Here is a 15,749-nt window from a genome sequence, read left to right as displayed (position 1 = left end):
CCAGCAGCACGCGCTGATGCAGCACGTGATTGTGCTTGACGAACTGGGTCAGCGCGAGCGGCACCCCGTTGGGGGCTGAGGCCAGGAACACGGCGGTGCCGGGCAGGCGCGCGCTGCACTTGTTGACCGCGGTCTCGATCAGATCCTCTTCCGGCTGGCGCAGCTTGCCGCGCGCCTTTTCGACCAGCTTCACGCCGCCGCGCCAGGTCATCATGAGGAACGCCACCGCGGCCGCGAGCAGCAGCGGGAACCAGCCGCCTTCGAACAGCTTCTCAGTGTTCGCCGCGAAGAAGATCGCGTCGATGATGAAGAAGAAGCCGTTCACCGCGATCACGACGATCGGCGGATAGCCCCACTGGATCGCGACCAGCGCGGCGAGCAGCGTGGTGATCGCCATCAACAGCGACACGGCGATGCCGTAGGCGCCGGCGAGTGCGTCCGAGGTGCCGAACGCCAGCACGGCACCGAGCGTTGCCGCCGCGAGCAGCCAGTTCACCAGCGGCACGTAGATCTGCCCGATCGCGTCGCTCGTGGTGTGCTCGATGTGCATGCGCGGCAGGAAGCCGAGCTGGATCGATTGTTGGGTCAGCGAGAACACGCCGGAGATGATGGCCTGCGAAGCGATCACGGTGGCAACGGTCGCGAGCAGGACGAGCGGGTAATGCGCCCAGTCGGGTGCAAGCTGGAAGAACGGGTTGTCGATCGAGTTCGGGTTGTTGATGAGCTCGCCGGCCTGGCCGAAATAGTTCAGCACCAGCGCGGGAAGGCAGACGGCAAACCAGGCGAGCCGGATCGGAAAACGACCGAAATGTCCCATGTCGGCGTACATTGCCTCGCCGCCGGTGACCGCGAGGAAGGCGGCGCCGAGGATGGCGAAGCTGACGTGAAAGTCCTGGTGGATCAGGAAATCGAACGCATAGAACGGGCTCAGCGCGACCAGCACGCCGGGCGCCTTGACGATGCCGTGAATGCCGAGCGCGGCAAGCACGCCGAACCAGAACAGCATCACCGGGCCGAAGATCTTGCCGATGAAGCCAGTGCCCTGCTTCTGCATGAAGAACAGGCCGATCAGGATGATGACGGTGAGCGGCACCACCGCCGGCGTCAGCGAGGGCGCGTCGACCTTGAGGCCTTCGATCGCCGACAGCACTGAAATCGCCGGTGTGATCGCGCCGTCGCCGTAGAGCAGGGCGGCGCCGATCAGGCCGACCACCAGCAGATGGGAGCGCCAGGTGCCGGGCGCGGCATTGCGCGCCGAGAGCAGCGCGAGCAGGGCGACGATACCGCCTTCGCCGCGGTTGTCCGCGCGCAGGATCAGCATGGCGTATTTGACTGAAATGATGAGGATCAGCGCCCACAGGATCAGCGAGACCGTGCCGAGCACGGCACTTTGTGTCAGCGCGCCACCATGGGCGGCGGCCTTGGCGGCTTCCTTCAGGGCGTAGAGGGGGCTGGTGCCGATGTCGCCATAGACGACACCCAAGGCACCGAGCGTGACTGCGACGGGGAGCGGACTGCTGGGAGGATGGCCAGAAGAAGCGATGGCGGGTGTAGTGGTCACGGCAATCCCCCGATGGCTTGCGCCCTCCGGGTCATCCGGGCGGGCACCTTAGACGATAGTCTGCGACGGGACGTCGCAAATTACCATGGGATTTGCGTGACAGTCTGGCCTTACGCCAAGCTGAACGATTGCATCAGTGCGCTCTGTTCGCGCAGACCGGGATCCAGCTTGGTTGGAAAATTGTTCTACGGCGTGCGGTCGGCAGTGACGAGGCGAGCTTCGCGGACCGCCGTCTTGTTGCCGGCGCTGCGCAGGCAGGACGCTTCGAAATTCGGCCAGGCCTGCTGTGAGCAGTCCTTGCCGACCGAGTGGATGTCGAGACGGTCCGCCTTGGCCAGGGGCTGCGGGGTGGAAGCTTCGACCTGCGGCGCAAAGCCCGGCAGCACGGTGAGCGCGGCGGCAATGAACGCGGCAACGGCGATAGCGGAAAGTGCCTTGATCATGACGGTCCCCATGTGATCGGGCCCCCCGGGCCCGTCGTTTCGTTGTCCAACGTCTACCGGCCGCAAGTTTCCTGGTGTCTTCGCCAACCCAGGAAATGGTTTCGTCGCGGGCAGGTTTTGTTTCGTCCGCCAACGGCCGACGAAACATTCACCCTCGTAGACGCTGGCATCCCAGAACTCGTTCACTGGACCAGGAGGAATTTATTTCGCGCGATCGCGGGAACCTGGGCGGCTTGCCGGGGAGAGCCGGGCGGGTTAGGAGGGACCATGTCCCGTATCGCGATCTATCCCGGCTCCTTCGATCCCGTCACCAACGGCCATCTGGACGTGGTGAGACAGGCCGTCTTCCTCTGCGACCGCCTGATCGTCGCCATCGGCGTCCATCCCGGCAAGAAGCCGCTGTTCTCCACCGAGGAGCGGCTGGCCATGGTCCACGAGGTGTTCGGGCCCATCGCCCAGAAGGCGGGCTGCGCCTTCGAGAGCGCGACCTATGACAATCTCACGGTTGCCGCAGCCCGTGCGGCCAAGGCCACGCTGATGATTCGCGGCCTGCGCGACGGCACCGATCTCGACTATGAGATGCAGCTCGCCGGCATGAACGAGGCCATGGCGCCCGAAGTGCATACCGTGTTCGTTCCGGCGTCGGTCGCGGTTCGCCCGATCACCGCCACACTGGTGCGCCAAATCGCCCAGATGGGCGGCGACTTCTCTGCATTCGTGCCGTCATCAGTCGCCGCTAGCCTGAAGGCCAAGTTCGCCGGCTGATACCGGCGGCCTGCCACATCCCGAACGTTACAGAGATCCGGAGTTTCCATGGTCCGCATTCTTGCATTCGTCGCCGCGCTGCTCTGCGTCGTGCCCGCGGTGGCGCAGCCGCTGCCTGCCAGTCTCGACAAGGCCAATGCGATCGTGATCGACACCACCAAGGGCCGCATCGTCATCAAGCTGCGCACCGACATCGCGCCCCAGCACGCCGAGCGCATCAAGCAGCTGGCGCGCGAGGGCTTCTACAACAACGTGCCGTTCCATCGCGTGATGGATGGCTTCATGGCGCAGACCGGCGACGGCCAGAACTTCAACGGCACCGGCGGCTCGAAATATCCGAACCTGAAGCAGGAATTCTCGCAGGTCCCGTTCAAGCGCGGCATCGTCGGCATGGCCCGGCGCGGCGACAGCGTCGACAGCGCCAATTCGCAGTTCTTCATCATGTTCGCCGACGGATCGAGCCTCAACGGCCAGTACACCGTGATCGGCGAGGTGGTGTCGGGCATGGATGTGGTCGACAAGCTGAAGAAGGCGTCTGCGGGCTCGCCGGGCGGCACCGTCTCCGATCCCGACAAGATGGTGAAGGTGCAGGTCGCATCCGACATCAAGTGATCTGGATGGCGGCGCGCAGCAAACCGCTTGCCTGGTTCGCCGCGCCGCTGATCTGCCTTGCGCTGGCCGTGCCGGCGCGGGCCGAGCCGCCGGAGCAACTCAATACGATCAGGGACGTTGTTCTTGCCATCCATCGCTGCTGGCGGCCGCCGCCGGCGGACAAGGCCGGACCGATCGACATTACCGTCATTGTCAGCTTCAACCGTGAGGGCGCGATCCTTGGGCATCCCAGGATCAGCTATGAATCGCAGGAGGCGACCGACAATGACCGGATCGCATACCGGGTCGCGGTGATGGAGGCGTTGCAACGCTGCACGCCGATGCCATTTACCGAGAGCCTGGGCGGCGCAGTGGCTGGCCGCCCATTCGCGATCCCGTTCAGGAATAAGAAGTATCCACCCCGAAGCCAGGAGAAGCGAGCATGGCTGCTACCGAAAATACTTTGATCCTCGAAACCACCCAGGGTCCGGTCACGATCGAGATGCGCCCGGATCTCGCGCCCGGCCACGTCGCGCGGATCAAGGAGCTGGTCCGTGAAGGCTTTTACGACGGCATCGTGTTCCATCGCGTGATCGACGGCTTCATGGCGCAGACCGGCTGCCCGCAGGGCACCGGCATGGGCGGCTCCGGCAAGAAGCTGAATGCCGAGTTCAACAAGGAGCCGCATGTCCGCGGCACCGCCTCGATGGCCCGCGCCGCCAATCCGGATTCCGGCGACAGCCAGTTCTTCATCTGCTTCGACGACGCCTCCTTCCTCAACGGCCAGTACACGGTCTGGGGCAAGGTCACCGAGGGCATGGAGAACGTCGACAAGATCAAGCGCGGCGAGCCGGTGCAGAACCCGGACAAGATCGTCAAGGCGCGCATGGCCGCCGACGCGGCGTAAGTCGAACACTCCGTCATTCGGGGGCGTCGCGAAAGCGATGACCCCGGACTGACAACGTTGTGGTCATCGCGCCGTGCGCACCGATCTCTTCGACTTCGAACTGCCGCCCGAAAGCATCGCGCTTCGGCCCACGAGCCCGCGCGATTCCGCGCGGATGCTGGTGGTGCATCCCGACGGCGTGCTGCGCGACGCCACTATTGGCGACCTGCCGCATTGGCTGGAGCCGGGCGATCAGATCGTCGTCAATGATACCAAGGTGATCGCAGCTCAGCTCAAAGGTCGCCGCATCGGGCGCGAGACCGAGCCGAAGATCGAGGCGACCTTGATTAAGCGGCTCGACGGTTCGCGCTGGCAGGCGCTGGTGAAGCCGGCGAAGAAGCTCGCGCCCGGCGACACCATCCGCTTCGGCAACGAAGGCAAGGTCTGCCTGCTCGGCAATCTCGATGCGCAGGTCGAGGCAAAAGGACAGGAGGGCGAGGTGACGCTGTCATTCTCGTTCCACGGTCCGGTGCTCGACCAGGCGATCGCCGATGTCGGCGCCACGCCGTTGCCGCCCTACATCGCCTCCAAGCGCACGCCCGACGACCAGGACGTCAGCGACTACCAGACTATGTTTGCCGTCAATGAAGGCGCGGTCGCAGCGCCGACGGCCGGACTGCATTTCACGCCGGCGCTGGAGGCGACGCTGAAGAGCCGCGGCGTCGAGCTGCATCGGTTGACGCTGCATGTCGGGGCAGGAACGTTCCTCCCGGTGAAGGTCGACGAGACCTCCGAGCACAAGATGCACGCCGAATGGGGCTGCATCACCAGCGAGACCGCTAACGCATTGAATGCTGCGCGCGCAAAAGGCGGCCGGATCATCGCGATCGGCACCACGTCGCTGCGGCTGCTGGAGAGTGCCGCCAATGCCGATGGCGCCATCCAGCCGTTTGCGGCCGAAACCTCGATCTTCATCACGCCCGGCTATCGTTTCCGCGCGGTCGATATTCTGCTGACGAATTTCCACCTGCCGCGTTCGACGCTGTTCATGCTGGTCTCGGCCTTCTCGGGCCTCGAGACCATGCAGGCCGCCTACGCGCACGCGATCAGGGACGGCTACCGGTTCTATTCGTACGGCGATGCCTGCCTGCTGTTTCGGGCAGCCGGTTAAAGTTCACGTGCGAGGCTCAAGCTTCGCGCAGAGATACCGCACCGTCTTGGCACCGCCGTTGATCGTGGCCCGGCCGACTTCCGCGAAGCCAAGTGAGCGATGGAACGCGTCCGATATCGGGTTCGGCGGCTCGACATTGACCTCGCAGACGACGCAATCAAGACTGCGACGCGCAGCCAGCCGAAACACCTCGCGATAGAGCATGCGCGCCAGCCCATGCCGCCGCCATGCTGCGCCGACGATGATTCGGTCGATGTAGAGAAACCGCTTCATCTGGCCGCGAAACCAGCCGAAATGGGTGCCGTCGTAGTCGTCGCAATGCTCGAACGCCAACAGCAAAGCGGCGCTTGGCGGGACGAACAGTGCGATCGATGAGGCATCGATCAATTGCTCGAAACGCGCGGCCGCAAGCAGGGAGGTCTCGCGGGCGCTCGCGTTGTTCAGGTCGAGGAGGTCTTCGCACTTGGAATGACCGTGCAGGTCGCGGATCTCAAATTGTTCGGGCGAGGAATGCATGTCGCCAAGGGCTCCGTCAGACGTGAAACTGTCATCAAATCCAGGGTTCAGCCAAATGCTCCTGCTGCAGCGCGCGTTGCACGGCCGGTCGCGCCAGAATTCGGTGTAGATAGGGACCGATATGCGGCCAGCTCGCTCCGGGGCGCGCCATTCCGCGCGACCATCGACATAGCGTGAACGCATAAGCATCCGCTGCGGAGTATGTGTTTCCCGTCAACCATGGGCCACCGCTGCCTTCGAGCGTGGCGTCGAGGAGCTCGAATAGAGTGTTCACTTTCTCTTCGGCGCGTACCCGCAACTCGGGAAACATCGCCGGTTCGTTCGTCGATTTGTTGGGATGGAGATACATCGACAGCGCTGGTTGCAGCGTGCAGGCAAACCACATCAGCCGCTGATAGAAGAGGGCGCGCTCGCTGCTGCCAACGACCGGAGCGAGGTTGCAGGTCGGGTGCGTGTCGATCAGGTGAAGGCAGATGGCGGCCGACTCGTATATGACCAAATCATCCTGCACGAGAACAGGAATGAGGCCGTTTGGATTGAGCCGCAGATAATCGGGCCGCTTATGAGCGCCTCCGCTCAGGTTTACAAAAACCAGCTGATAGGGTGCCCCAATCTCTTCCAGCAATATATGCGGAACCGTGCTGATGAAGCCGGGAATAGAGCTTCATCATCGACGATCCTCCGCGCGGATTGTTCTGCTCAGCCAAGTCAAGTTGGATGAAGGCTGGGGCTGGGTTAGCAGCGAAGCGCAACCCACCACCGCTCTGCACTGGCTGGGGTGGGTCACGGCTTCGTCCAACCCACCCTACGAACCGGGCGAGCCGCTCACGCCATCGCGCGCTCGGGCAGCAGCTCGGCGATCTGCACCGCGTTCAGCGCGGCGCCCTTGAGCAGCTGATCGGCGGCGACGAACATCGAGATCGAATGCCCCGAGGGATCGCTGAGATCCTTGCGGATGCGGCCGACCAGCACGTCGTCCTGGCCGGAGGCGTCGATCGGCATCGGGAAGTAGTTCTTGACGCGATCGTCGACGATCTTGACGCCCGGCGCCTGCGCCATGATCGCGCGCACCTGGTCCTCGGTGATCGGCTTCTCGCATTCGAAGGTGATCGCCTCGCAATGCGCGCGCAGCACCGGCACCCGCACGCAGGTGACGCCGACCGCGATCTTCTCGTCCTCGAAGATCTTGTGGGTCTCCTTGATGACCTTGGTCTCCTCGTCGTTGTAGCCGGTCTCCGGATCAACAGCCGTGTTGTGGTTGAACAGGTTGAAGGCGTAGGGGTGCGGCATCACCTTCGGGGTGTAGACCTGTCCATTGAGATTGGCGCGGGTGGATTCGACGAGCTCCTCCATCGCCGCCGCGCCGGCGCCGCTCGCGGCCTGGTAGGTCGAGATGATCACGCGCTTGATGCGGTTCTTCTGGTGGATCGGCCACAGCGGCACCAGCGCGGTGATCGCGGCACAGTTCGGATTGGCGATGATGCCCTTGTGGTCGCGGATGCGCCTGGCGTTGATCTCGGGGATCACCAGCGGCACGTTCGGGTCCATGCGGAACGCCGAGGAGTTGTCGACCACGACGGCGCCGGACCTGACCGCAACCGGTGCGAACTTCTTGGAGATGCCGCTGCCGGCCGAGAACAGCGCGATGTCGACGCCCTCGAAGGCGCGCTCGCTCAGCTCTTCGATCACGACTGGCTTGCCGCGGAAGGTGACGGTCTTGCCGGCCGAGCGGGCGCTCGCCAGCGCCTTCAGCTTGCCGACGCGGAAGCCGCGCTTGTCCATGGTGGCGATCAATTCGGCGCCGACTGCACCGGTGACGCCGACAATCGCGACGACGGGATCGTTACTCACTGTGTCCTCCATTCGAGTCTCGGTTGAGCATGATCTGATCGGAAAACCGGTTCCCACTTTTCCGGATCATGCTGTTGTGTTGCAGGCAATAAAAAAGCCCCGGACCTTCATCAGGCGGGGCTTCGGGTAGAGATGATGCGGTTCGACCGACTACGCGCGCACGCCTCCCGAGGCCCCAGAGGGCTTGGTGGTTTTGGTGGTGCGTTTGGTCGCGGTGATCATGGTTGCGACTTATGCGGGACAGATCGGCGTCCGTCAACGGCTTTTGGGCGAAAACCTGGCCAAGGAAAATTTGGCAACGTCCGTGCGGGCCTCAGCGCCTGCGCGGGCCGGGCGGCTCGAGGATCACCTCTTTCAGATCGCTGCCGGCGAGCACGACGATGACGAAATTGAGCTTGCCGCGCTCGCGCGTCAGGCCGCCGCTGATCGCCTTTCCCGAGGTCGTGTGCTCGGCGACGCGCACCGCATCGGCAAGGCGATGTCGGAGCGCCCTGAGCACGGCGAGGTTGTCGCGGTCTTCGGCGTCGAGGGATGCCAGCGGCGAGGCGGCCTCGCCACCGACCACCTCACCGGTCGCGGCGTCGATGGCGTGGCGCCAGATACGGTTCTGCTGCATGGTCTTGACCCGGTAGACGGCGGGCTCCGTTGCGCCGTCGAAGCTGATGTCGGCGGTGATCGAACCCGTGTGCAGCGCCTCCGCGATCGCCATCGCCTTGCGCAGCGAGATCTGCGCGGCCTGGAAGCTGTCGAGCTCGCGGCGAACCGCATGCACGTCGAGCGCGCTGTCACCGTCCTGCGGGGTGAGCGCCGCGGCAGCCGAGCTCGTGATCGCACGGGCCGGCGCAGCGAAGGGCAGGGCCAGCAGCGCGGCTGCAAGCAGCCAGATTCCCAATGACCAATGCCTCGATGCGCGCAATCGTCCTGTCTTCATCGTCGAACCTGTATCGAACTTGTGCACGCGCTCCCGCGCCATTGAGCGGCCGGGCGGGCCGAGAAAATGCGGCCGACCCCCAGTTTGTCAGAGGTCGGCCGCCGAACGTTCAGACGAAGCGATGGCGGCTGCTCCGTCGTGACGATCGAAGTTTACAAGGCGACACAAAACCCTTGGGGGGCTGATCCGGGTCCGGCGTCTCTTTGCAACTAAACAATACGGTTTCGTTCTGTTTCCTTCAAGGCTCATCACGGCAACGTGTAAGGTACTGAAACGATCCTATCGAACTGTCAGCGGGCCGGCCGGCGGCGGCCCTTGGTGGTCTCTTTGGCCGCGTCGCGCAGCCGGTCCCGCGGCCCGACCGCGCCAGCCAGGAACAGCCGGATCGACACTTCCATCCGCGTCTCGGCGGCCTTCATGTCGATCGGAATCCCGAACGTCGCCATCCGGTGCGTATGACCGACCACCATGTTGAGGAAGGTCTCGGCTGCGATCGTGGTGTCCTCGAGATCGAGGGCGCCCTTGTCGACCAGATGATCGAAGAAATCCGCCGTCGTGGACACGGCTTTCGACCACCCCTCGTCGACGGCAAGCTTGGCCACTTCGGGGAAATTGATTGCCTGCGCGGTCAGGATCCGGCTGAAGGCGATGGAGTCCGCGCTGCAATTCAGCACCAGCAACTGGCGTCCCAGATCGATCAGCCGCTCCTCGACCAGGCCGTCGCCGCTGCCGTCGCCGTGCATTTCGGCCGCCGCGGCGGCGAGCGGGGCCAGCCAGCGGGCAATTTCGCGCCGGAGCACCGCGGCGAACAGGCCGCGCTTGTCGCCATACTGCCCATAGACCGTGGGCTTGCTGACGCGGGCGGCCTCGGCCACCGCGTCGATCGACGTCGCGTCGAAGCCGCGCTCGAGGAACAGGCGGGTGGCGACCTCGATCAGCCGCTGGTCGCGCTCGATCGCAGCGTCCCGGGTCGGCCGGCCGCCGCGTGACTTGATCACGCCGCGCTTGGCCGGCTGTTTAGCCGCCTTGGCCTTGGCTGCCGTCAATCCCATTGCCCATTCATCTCGTTGTGCGTTCGGACGGGTCGCTCCGGTCTATAACCCGCGCGGTGCGGATTCGTCCAATCGGCGGTACCCGGGGCGGGCCGCTCAGGGCGGCGTCGCGGTCCAGGCCTGTCCCGCGGCGGCCTTCTGGTAGCCGTACTGGTAGAGCGCGCGCATGTAGGCGGTATCGAAGCCCTGGGTTTCCGGCGCCGGATAATCACGTTCGATGTAGGACAGATGGAAGCCCAGCCGGTTACGCCGGGCGAAATCATAGGTCGACAGGATCACGGAGCGGGTCTGCGCCTGCGTGATCGCCGAAATGCTGCGCGAGGCGACGTCGATCGTCGAGTTCGACACCAGCTGGAAGTTTCCTTCGAGCTTCTTGTTGACGAGGATGTAGATGTCCATGCGGCCGCTGGCCGGCCAAGCTCGCTCGCGGAACATCAGTGCGTCCGGCAGCGTCAGCACCGGCGCGGTGACGCCGCCGTCGACATGCATCTCCTGGAAGCGCCGGCCCTGGCCCTCGGCGTCGATCATGATCGGCGGAAACACCAGCGGGATGCTGGCGGACGCGGCCATCACGTCGCGAAACAGCTGCAACGCCTCGGGCGTTCCGACCGTGGCGATCCGTCCCATGTCCCAGATCACCGTGCGCTGGATGTCGAGATCGGTGGTGACGATCAGGAGCTTGCGGCCCTTGGCGTTCTCGCGCGCCACCTCGCTCAGGACGTCCTGACCGACATAGCGCGCCACCAGTTCGCGCAGCCGCTTGTTGCCGAACAGGCCGGAGCCGAACAGCACCCGCATCAGGCTCGGGTCCTGCAGCAGGCTTTCCGCGATGCCGGATGTGTAGACCTCCTTCAGCGTGTCGTCGTAACGCGAGCCAAGGAATGCAAAGGGCGCAATCAGTCCGCCGGTGCTGACGCCGGAGACGACCGAAAAGCTCGGACGGTTGCCGGCTGCGGTCCAGCCGTTGAGCACACCCACGCCGTAGGCGCCATCGGCGCCGCCGCCGGAGAGGGCGAGATAGGTCTTGATCGGGGCGAGGTCGCTCTTCTCGAGTTTGAATTTGGACGCCGGCTCGTCGGCATAGCGGCGCAGGCCGTCGAGATCGAGCACCCGCGAACTGGAGGCGTCGGCGGCCGTGTAAGGCGTCCGCGGCAGCGAGCTGCAGGCTCCCAGCGCGAAGGCGAGGCCGCACAGCAGGGTGATTTGCCGGATCACGCGGGCGGCTGTGATGCGATGGCGGACGCCGTCAGACCGGGCGCTGGAGGGGGAGAACATCTCGGTCAGTCAGGTTTTGCCCGGATTGCAGCCGCGGCGGCGAGGACTGCCGCCTTATTCTCGACACAAAACGATACGGTTTCGTTTTGTTTAGCCGAAGTGGGATTCCAGGGCAAGCGTCGGCCCGGCCGGTCGCGTTCACGAAGTCGCGCGAGAGGCGTTATCCGACGGGTTGATCGGGCACCTGCGACACGCAATAAGCAGCCGCATGACCGTTCCCAATCATTTCGAGCTGCTGGCAACAAGCGGCGCCGCCCGTACCGGACGCCTGACCACGCCGCATGGCGTCGTGCGGACGCCCGCTTTCATGCCGGTCGGCACCGCGGGTGCCATGAAGGGCATGCATTGGCGCGAGGTACGCGATGCCGGCGCCGATATCGTGCTCGGCAACACCTATCATTTGATGCTGCGGCCGGGCGCCGAGCGGATTGCGGCACTTGGCGGCTTGCAGCGCTTCACCGGATGGGGCGGCCCGATGCTGACGGATTCCGGCGGCTTCCAGGTGATGTCGCTCTCGGAGCTGCGCAAGGTGACCGAGAAGGCCGTGACCTTCCGCTCGCATATCGACGGCGCCAAGGTCGAGCTGTCGCCGGAGCGCTCGATCGAGGTGCAGCGGCTGCTCGGCTCCGACATCGCGATGCAGATGGACGAATGCGTTCGGCTGCCGGCGGAGCGCGCCGACATCGAGCGCGCGATGCAGCTCTCGCTGCGCTGGGCCGAACGCTCCAAGCGCGCCTTCGAGGCGGCGCCGGACGGCTACATGCTGTTCGGCATCGTGCAGGGCGGCGATGTGCCGGATCTCCGGCACGCCAGCGCGCACGGGCTGACCGGGATTGGCTTTCACGGCTACGCGATCGGCGGGCTCGCGGTCGGCGAGCCGCAGGCGGTGATGTTGTCGATGATCGAGGAGACCGCGCCGGCGCTGCCGTCCGATCGGCCGCGCTACCTGATGGGCGTCGGCACGCCGGAGGACATTCTGGAGGCGGTGGCACGCGGCGTCGACATGTTCGACTGTGTGATGCCGACACGGAACGGACGCCACGGCATGGCGTTCACCAGATTCGGGCAGATCAACCTGCGCAACGCCCGGCACATCGACGATCCGCGTCCGCTCGATGAGGAGAGCCCGTGGCCGGCGGCACGCAGCTACGCGCGCGCCTATCTGCATCATCTCGTACGTGCCGGCGAAACACTTGGGGCAATGCTGCTGTCCGAAATCAACGTCGCCTATTACCAGGAGCTGATGCAGGGCATCCGTGATGCGGTGGCAAACGGCACGTTCGAGGATTTCAGAACGAAAACGCGCGCCGGATGGGCGCGCGGTGACATCGCTCCAAGGTGAGCTTACGTGATCAGTTGCACACGATCGGGATCGGTTTCACCGAGTGCTTGGTCACGAACCCGTAACCGCAGGTGTCGCAGGTCCAGAGGTAGCTGATCAGATTGTCGAAAAGGTACGCGGACGCTTCGGCCGCCACCATGGAGTCCGCACACACTGGACAGGTCGGCAAATGGCTGCCGCGGGGATCGGGCCTGGACGCGACGGTCGACCGAACTTCAGCAAGTGCTGGCATTGTGCGCCTCCCTTTGCGTTCTGAGCTGCACCTGACGAAAGTATATAGACGCACTTGTTTGACCTTGTCGCAACACAAATGCGTAGGTTTTACGTTATTTGCGTAGGTTCCTATTTTGCAATGCAACGAATTTGTGCCGCAGCGGTTTCTCACTTGCGCGTCATGACGCGCTGCTTCTAATGAGAGAAGACCTATATTTTCAGCACATCCTGCAACAGGAGCCGCTTGATGGACGCGCCGTCGACAACGAGTGCAGTGCAACCCGGACGCGGCCGCGTCTTTGACTCCATCGTCGATGCGATTGGCTCCACGCCGATCGTGCGGCTGCGCAGATTGCCGCAAGCCAACGGCGTCAACGCGACGATCCTCGCCAAACTGGAATACTTCAATCCGGCCGCCAGCGTGAAGGACCGCATCGGTGCCGCGATGATCGTGGCGATGGAGAAGGCCGGCATCATCAACGCCGACACCGTGCTGATCGAACCGACCTCGGGCAATACCGGGATTGCGCTCGCCTATGTCGCAGCGTCGCGCGGTTACCGGCTCAAGCTCGTGATGCCGGAATCGATGTCGATCGAGCGGCGGCGGATGCTGGCCTTCCTCGGCGCCGAGATCGTGTTGACGCCGGCCGCGCAGGGCATGAAGGGCTCGATCGCGACTGCGGAAGAGCTGGTGCGTACGACACCCAACGCTGTGATGCCGCAGCAGTTCAAGAACCTCGCCAATCCCGAAATCCATCGCCGCACCACTGCCGAGGAAATCTGGAACGACACCGGCGGCAACATCGACTATTTCGTCGCCGGCGTCGGTACCGGCGGCACCATCACCGGCGTCGGTCAGGTGCTGAAGCCGCGCAAGCCGTCGCTGCGCATTGTCGCGGTGGAGCCGGAAGAGAGCCCGGTGCTGTCGGGCGGTCAGCACACGCCGCACAAGATCCAGGGCATCGGCGCGGGCTTCATTCCTGACATCCTCGACCGCTCCGTGATCGACGAGATCGTCAAGGTCAACAGCGCGACCGCGATCGAGACCTCGCGCGCGCTGGCGCGCAACGAGGGAATTCCCGGCGGTATCTCGTCGGGTGCCGCGATCGCAGCCGCCATGCAGATCGGCAAGCGACCGGAAGCTGCGGGTAAGACCATCCTGGCGATTGTGCCGTCATTCTCGGAGCGCTATCTCTCAACTGCGTTGTTTGAAGGAATTTGAGGCACAGGAATCCAAGATATGGCCGATCAGCCGAGGCGACCGCGAACCCTGAACGATGCCCGCAGCGAAGCCGAGGCGGCGTTCAAGCGCGCCACCACCAAGGTCGCAGACGCGGTGCCGAAGACGACGGCGGTCCCAGGGGTCCGCGAGCAGGTGACGCTGCGGATCGATCAGGACGTGCTGGAGCATTTCCAGGCGGGCGGTCCGGGCTGGCAGGACCGCATCAACGCGGCGCTGCGCAAGGCCGCCGGCAAGTAGCGCTTCCGGGACCAGGGGGGCCGGGGATGATCCCCGGGCTCGTTGCCGTCACGCGCGTAATGGCGTTGGCCTTGGCGCGCCGTGCGCGTCACCTTGCGCGCGCCGGTGCCTTTGCGCTTGCTGGTTTCAGGTTCAGCAGGTTGCCGGCCAGGATCATCGCCGCGCCGAGCACGGTGTAGGCGTCGAGCCGTTCGGCATAGATCAGCCATCCGGCGATCGCCGTCAGCGGGACCCGGATGAAATCCATCGGGATCACCACGGTCGCGTCGGCGTGAAGCAGGGCGCGCGCCATGCAGTAGTGCGAGAAGGTGCCGCAGAACGCGATCACGGCGAGCCAGCCCCAGGTCGAGAGCGGCGGCCAGGTCCAGACGTAGAGCGCGGGCCCGATGCTTGCGAGCGACTGCACCACCAGCATCCAGAACATGATCGTCAGCGTCTGCTCGGTTCGGGTCAGCGATTTGACAACGGCGACCGAGACGCCGAAGCCGACGGCCGCGGCGAGCGCGATCAGCTGGCCCGGATTGATCGCGCCGGTCGCGGGCCGCACGATCACCAGCACGCCGACCAGGCCAAGCACGATCGCAACGATCTTCCAGGAGGTCATCCGTTCGCCGAGGAAGCTCGCGGCAAGGATCGCGGTCCAGATCGGCATCGTGAATTCGATCGCAACCACCTGGCCGATCGGAATCAACGTCAGTGCATAGAACCAGCCGAGCTGCGCGCAGAAATGGATCAGGTTGCGCGCGATGTGGACGTGCACCCGCGCGGTCTTCACGATCGCAAATCCGCCGTTCATATGGATCAGCGGATAGAGCATCATGAAGCCGAGCACGCCGCGAACGGCCATCAGCTGGAAGACGTTGACCTCGCGCGTGGCCTCGCGGCCGGCCACCGCCACGATCAGCATCAGCGCGAGCCAGCCGGACATCCACAGCGCTGCGCGGGTTTTTGAGGGCGTGCGATCCATGCTGGGTAACGAGGTGAGGAGGGGTGCCCGGTATCGGCGAGCTGCCATGAATTTGCAACGCGCAAATCTGCCGATGCGGTGATGCGCAGGGTGCGTGATCGATGCTAAGCAGGTCGGGAAAAATCACATCAGGAGGATCTGCTCATGCGCGTCTTGCAACCGGCCGAGTGGTCGAAACCCCGCGGCTTCTCGCACGGTGTCGCCTTCGAGGCACCCGGCAAGTGGATCGTGCTTGCAGGACAGACCGGCGGCGACGAGAAGGGCGAGTACGCGCCCGAGATGGCGGCGCAGGTCGGGACGGCGCTGAAGCGCATCATCAAGCTGTTGAACGAAGCCGGCGCCGGTCCCGAGCATATCGTCCGCCTGACCTGGTACCTGACCAGCCGCAGTGAATACGAGGCCGCGGGTGCCGGCATCGGCGCGGCGTGGAAGGAGACGCTCGGGCGCAATTTCCCGCCGTCGACGCTGCTCTATATCGACGGGCTGGTCGATCAGCGCGCCAAGGTCGAGATCGAGGTCACGGCGTTCGTGCCCGCAGCATAGGACATTCAGACATGAACAAGAGCAACATGCGTAAGGCGCCCGAGCTCCTCACGGGGTTCGCGACCGGCTGGCCGGAGCAACAGCCGGATATCATGGTGATCTCCATGACCACGGAAAAAGGCGTGCATGACTTTGCGGTCAACAAGGAGCAGGCGCTGTTGA

19 protein-coding genes are annotated in these 15,749 nt (G+C 64.6%); 9 read left to right on the top strand and 10 right to left on the bottom strand.

Features of this window, described 5'->3' with window-relative positions:
* Together FNJ47_RS22355 and FNJ47_RS22350 are read right to left on the bottom strand one after the other, a co-directional pair.
* Positions 1-1,543, bottom strand: a 1,543-nt coding sequence (locus FNJ47_RS22355) for a KUP/HAK/KT family potassium transporter (RefSeq protein ID WP_163156936.1), incomplete at its 3' end; no start/stop codon positions are given.
* Between the two features lie 203 nt (positions 1,544-1,746).
* Positions 1,747-2,004: a hypothetical protein gene (locus FNJ47_RS22350; protein ID WP_163156932.1), complete on the bottom strand. Its 258-nt coding sequence runs from the start codon at positions 2,002-2,004 to the stop codon at positions 1,747-1,749.
* Between the two features lie 267 nt (positions 2,005-2,271).
* On the opposite strand from FNJ47_RS22350, the gene coaD reads away from it, so the two are divergent.
* The 5 genes from coaD to queA all read left to right on the top strand — a co-directional run bounded on the left by coaD (position 2,272) and on the right by queA (position 5,417).
* The gene (gene coaD, locus FNJ47_RS22345) at positions 2,272-2,769 is read left to right on the top strand and encodes a pantetheine-phosphate adenylyltransferase (RefSeq protein WP_050630580.1); all 498 of its coding nucleotides are present in this window, start codon (positions 2,272-2,274) and stop codon (positions 2,767-2,769) included.
* A gap of 48 nt (positions 2,770-2,817) precedes the next feature.
* Positions 2,818-3,381: a peptidylprolyl isomerase gene (locus tag FNJ47_RS22340; protein ID WP_163156930.1), complete on the top strand. Its 564-nt coding sequence runs from the start codon at positions 2,818-2,820 to the stop codon at positions 3,379-3,381.
* 5 nt (positions 3,382-3,386) lie between these two features.
* Positions 3,387-3,827, top strand: a complete 441-nt coding sequence (locus tag FNJ47_RS22335) for a TonB C-terminal domain-containing protein (protein ID WP_163156928.1) — start codon at positions 3,387-3,389, stop codon at positions 3,825-3,827.
* Positions 3,803-4,267 carry a peptidylprolyl isomerase gene (locus tag FNJ47_RS22330; RefSeq protein ID WP_163156926.1) on the top strand — a complete coding sequence of 155 codons (465 nt, stop codon included), beginning with the start codon at positions 3,803-3,805 and terminating at the stop codon, positions 4,265-4,267. The genes FNJ47_RS22335 and FNJ47_RS22330 overlap by 25 nt, the downstream gene beginning before the upstream one ends.
* 73 nt (positions 4,268-4,340) lie before the next feature.
* The gene (queA, locus tag FNJ47_RS22325) at positions 4,341-5,417 is read left to right on the top strand and encodes a tRNA preQ1(34) S-adenosylmethionine ribosyltransferase-isomerase QueA (RefSeq protein WP_163156924.1); all 1,077 of its coding nucleotides are present in this window, start codon (positions 4,341-4,343) and stop codon (positions 5,415-5,417) included.
* Between the two features lie 3 nt (positions 5,418-5,420).
* Here the strand turns inward: queA and FNJ47_RS22320 are convergent, their stop codons facing one another.
* The 6 genes from FNJ47_RS22320 to FNJ47_RS22295 form a co-directional block, all read right to left on the bottom strand.
* A complete protein-coding gene (locus tag FNJ47_RS22320; protein ID WP_163156922.1) occupies positions 5,421-5,933 on the bottom strand; it encodes a GNAT family N-acetyltransferase in 513 nt (170 codons plus the stop codon).
* 34 nt (positions 5,934-5,967) lie between these two features.
* Positions 5,968-6,579, bottom strand: a complete 612-nt coding sequence (locus FNJ47_RS53955) for a glutathione S-transferase family protein (protein ID WP_347341700.1) — start codon at positions 6,577-6,579, stop codon at positions 5,968-5,970.
* A 179-nt stretch (positions 6,580-6,758) separates the two neighbouring features.
* Positions 6,759-7,796: an aspartate-semialdehyde dehydrogenase gene (locus FNJ47_RS22310; RefSeq protein ID WP_163156920.1), complete on the bottom strand. Its 1,038-nt coding sequence runs from the start codon at positions 7,794-7,796 to the stop codon at positions 6,759-6,761.
* A 301-nt stretch (positions 7,797-8,097) separates the two neighbouring features.
* Entirely contained in the window at positions 8,098-8,670 is a 573-nt protein-coding gene (locus FNJ47_RS22305; protein WP_347341699.1) for a PepSY domain-containing protein, read from the bottom strand.
* A gap of 335 nt (positions 8,671-9,005) precedes the next feature.
* Complete coding sequence (locus tag FNJ47_RS22300; RefSeq protein WP_163156916.1) at positions 9,006-9,767, bottom strand: TetR/AcrR family transcriptional regulator; 762 nt, start codon at positions 9,765-9,767, stop codon at positions 9,006-9,008.
* A gap of 96 nt (positions 9,768-9,863) precedes the next feature.
* The gene (locus FNJ47_RS22295; protein ID WP_163156914.1) at positions 9,864-11,042 is read right to left on the bottom strand and encodes a patatin-like phospholipase family protein; all 1,179 of its coding nucleotides are present in this window, start codon (positions 11,040-11,042) and stop codon (positions 9,864-9,866) included.
* 208 nt (positions 11,043-11,250) lie between these two features.
* On the opposite strand from FNJ47_RS22295, the gene tgt reads away from it, so the two are divergent.
* Positions 11,251-12,384 (top strand): tRNA guanosine(34) transglycosylase Tgt, encoded by a 1,134-nt coding sequence (gene tgt / locus FNJ47_RS22290; protein ID WP_163156912.1) that lies wholly within the window; start codon positions 11,251-11,253, stop codon positions 12,382-12,384.
* 10 nt (positions 12,385-12,394) lie between these two features.
* Here tgt and FNJ47_RS22285 read toward each other — a convergent pair whose 3' ends face one another.
* Entirely contained in the window at positions 12,395-12,616 is a 222-nt protein-coding gene (locus FNJ47_RS22285) for a hypothetical protein (protein WP_163156910.1), read from the bottom strand.
* A 228-nt stretch (positions 12,617-12,844) separates the two neighbouring features.
* Here FNJ47_RS22285 and cysK point away from each other — a divergent pair, with 228 nt between their 5' ends.
* Both cysK and FNJ47_RS22275 read left to right on the top strand, forming a co-directional pair.
* A complete protein-coding gene (gene cysK, locus FNJ47_RS22280) occupies positions 12,845-13,819 on the top strand; it encodes a cysteine synthase A (protein ID WP_163156908.1) in 975 nt (324 codons plus the stop codon).
* Positions 13,820-13,837: 18 nt separating this feature from the next.
* Positions 13,838-14,077 carry a BrnA antitoxin family protein gene (locus FNJ47_RS22275; protein ID WP_163156906.1) on the top strand — a complete coding sequence of 80 codons (240 nt, stop codon included), beginning with the start codon at positions 13,838-13,840 and terminating at the stop codon, positions 14,075-14,077.
* 88 nt (positions 14,078-14,165) lie between these two features.
* Here the strand turns inward: FNJ47_RS22275 and FNJ47_RS22270 are convergent, their stop codons facing one another.
* The gene (locus FNJ47_RS22270) at positions 14,166-15,044 is read right to left on the bottom strand and encodes a DMT family transporter (protein WP_163156904.1); all 879 of its coding nucleotides are present in this window, start codon (positions 15,042-15,044) and stop codon (positions 14,166-14,168) included.
* A gap of 144 nt (positions 15,045-15,188) precedes the next feature.
* Between FNJ47_RS22270 and FNJ47_RS22265 the strand changes: the two genes are divergently transcribed.
* Positions 15,189-15,587, top strand: a complete 399-nt coding sequence (locus tag FNJ47_RS22265) for a RidA family protein (protein ID WP_163156902.1) — start codon at positions 15,189-15,191, stop codon at positions 15,585-15,587.
* Positions 15,588-15,749 lie beyond the last annotated feature (162 nt).

The sequence above is a fragment of the Bradyrhizobium uaiense genome (assembly GCF_010811875.1).
GTDB classification, from domain to species: Bacteria; Pseudomonadota; Alphaproteobacteria; order Rhizobiales; family Xanthobacteraceae; genus Bradyrhizobium; species Bradyrhizobium uaiense.
This window is presented reverse-complemented; position numbering and strand designations above follow the sequence as displayed.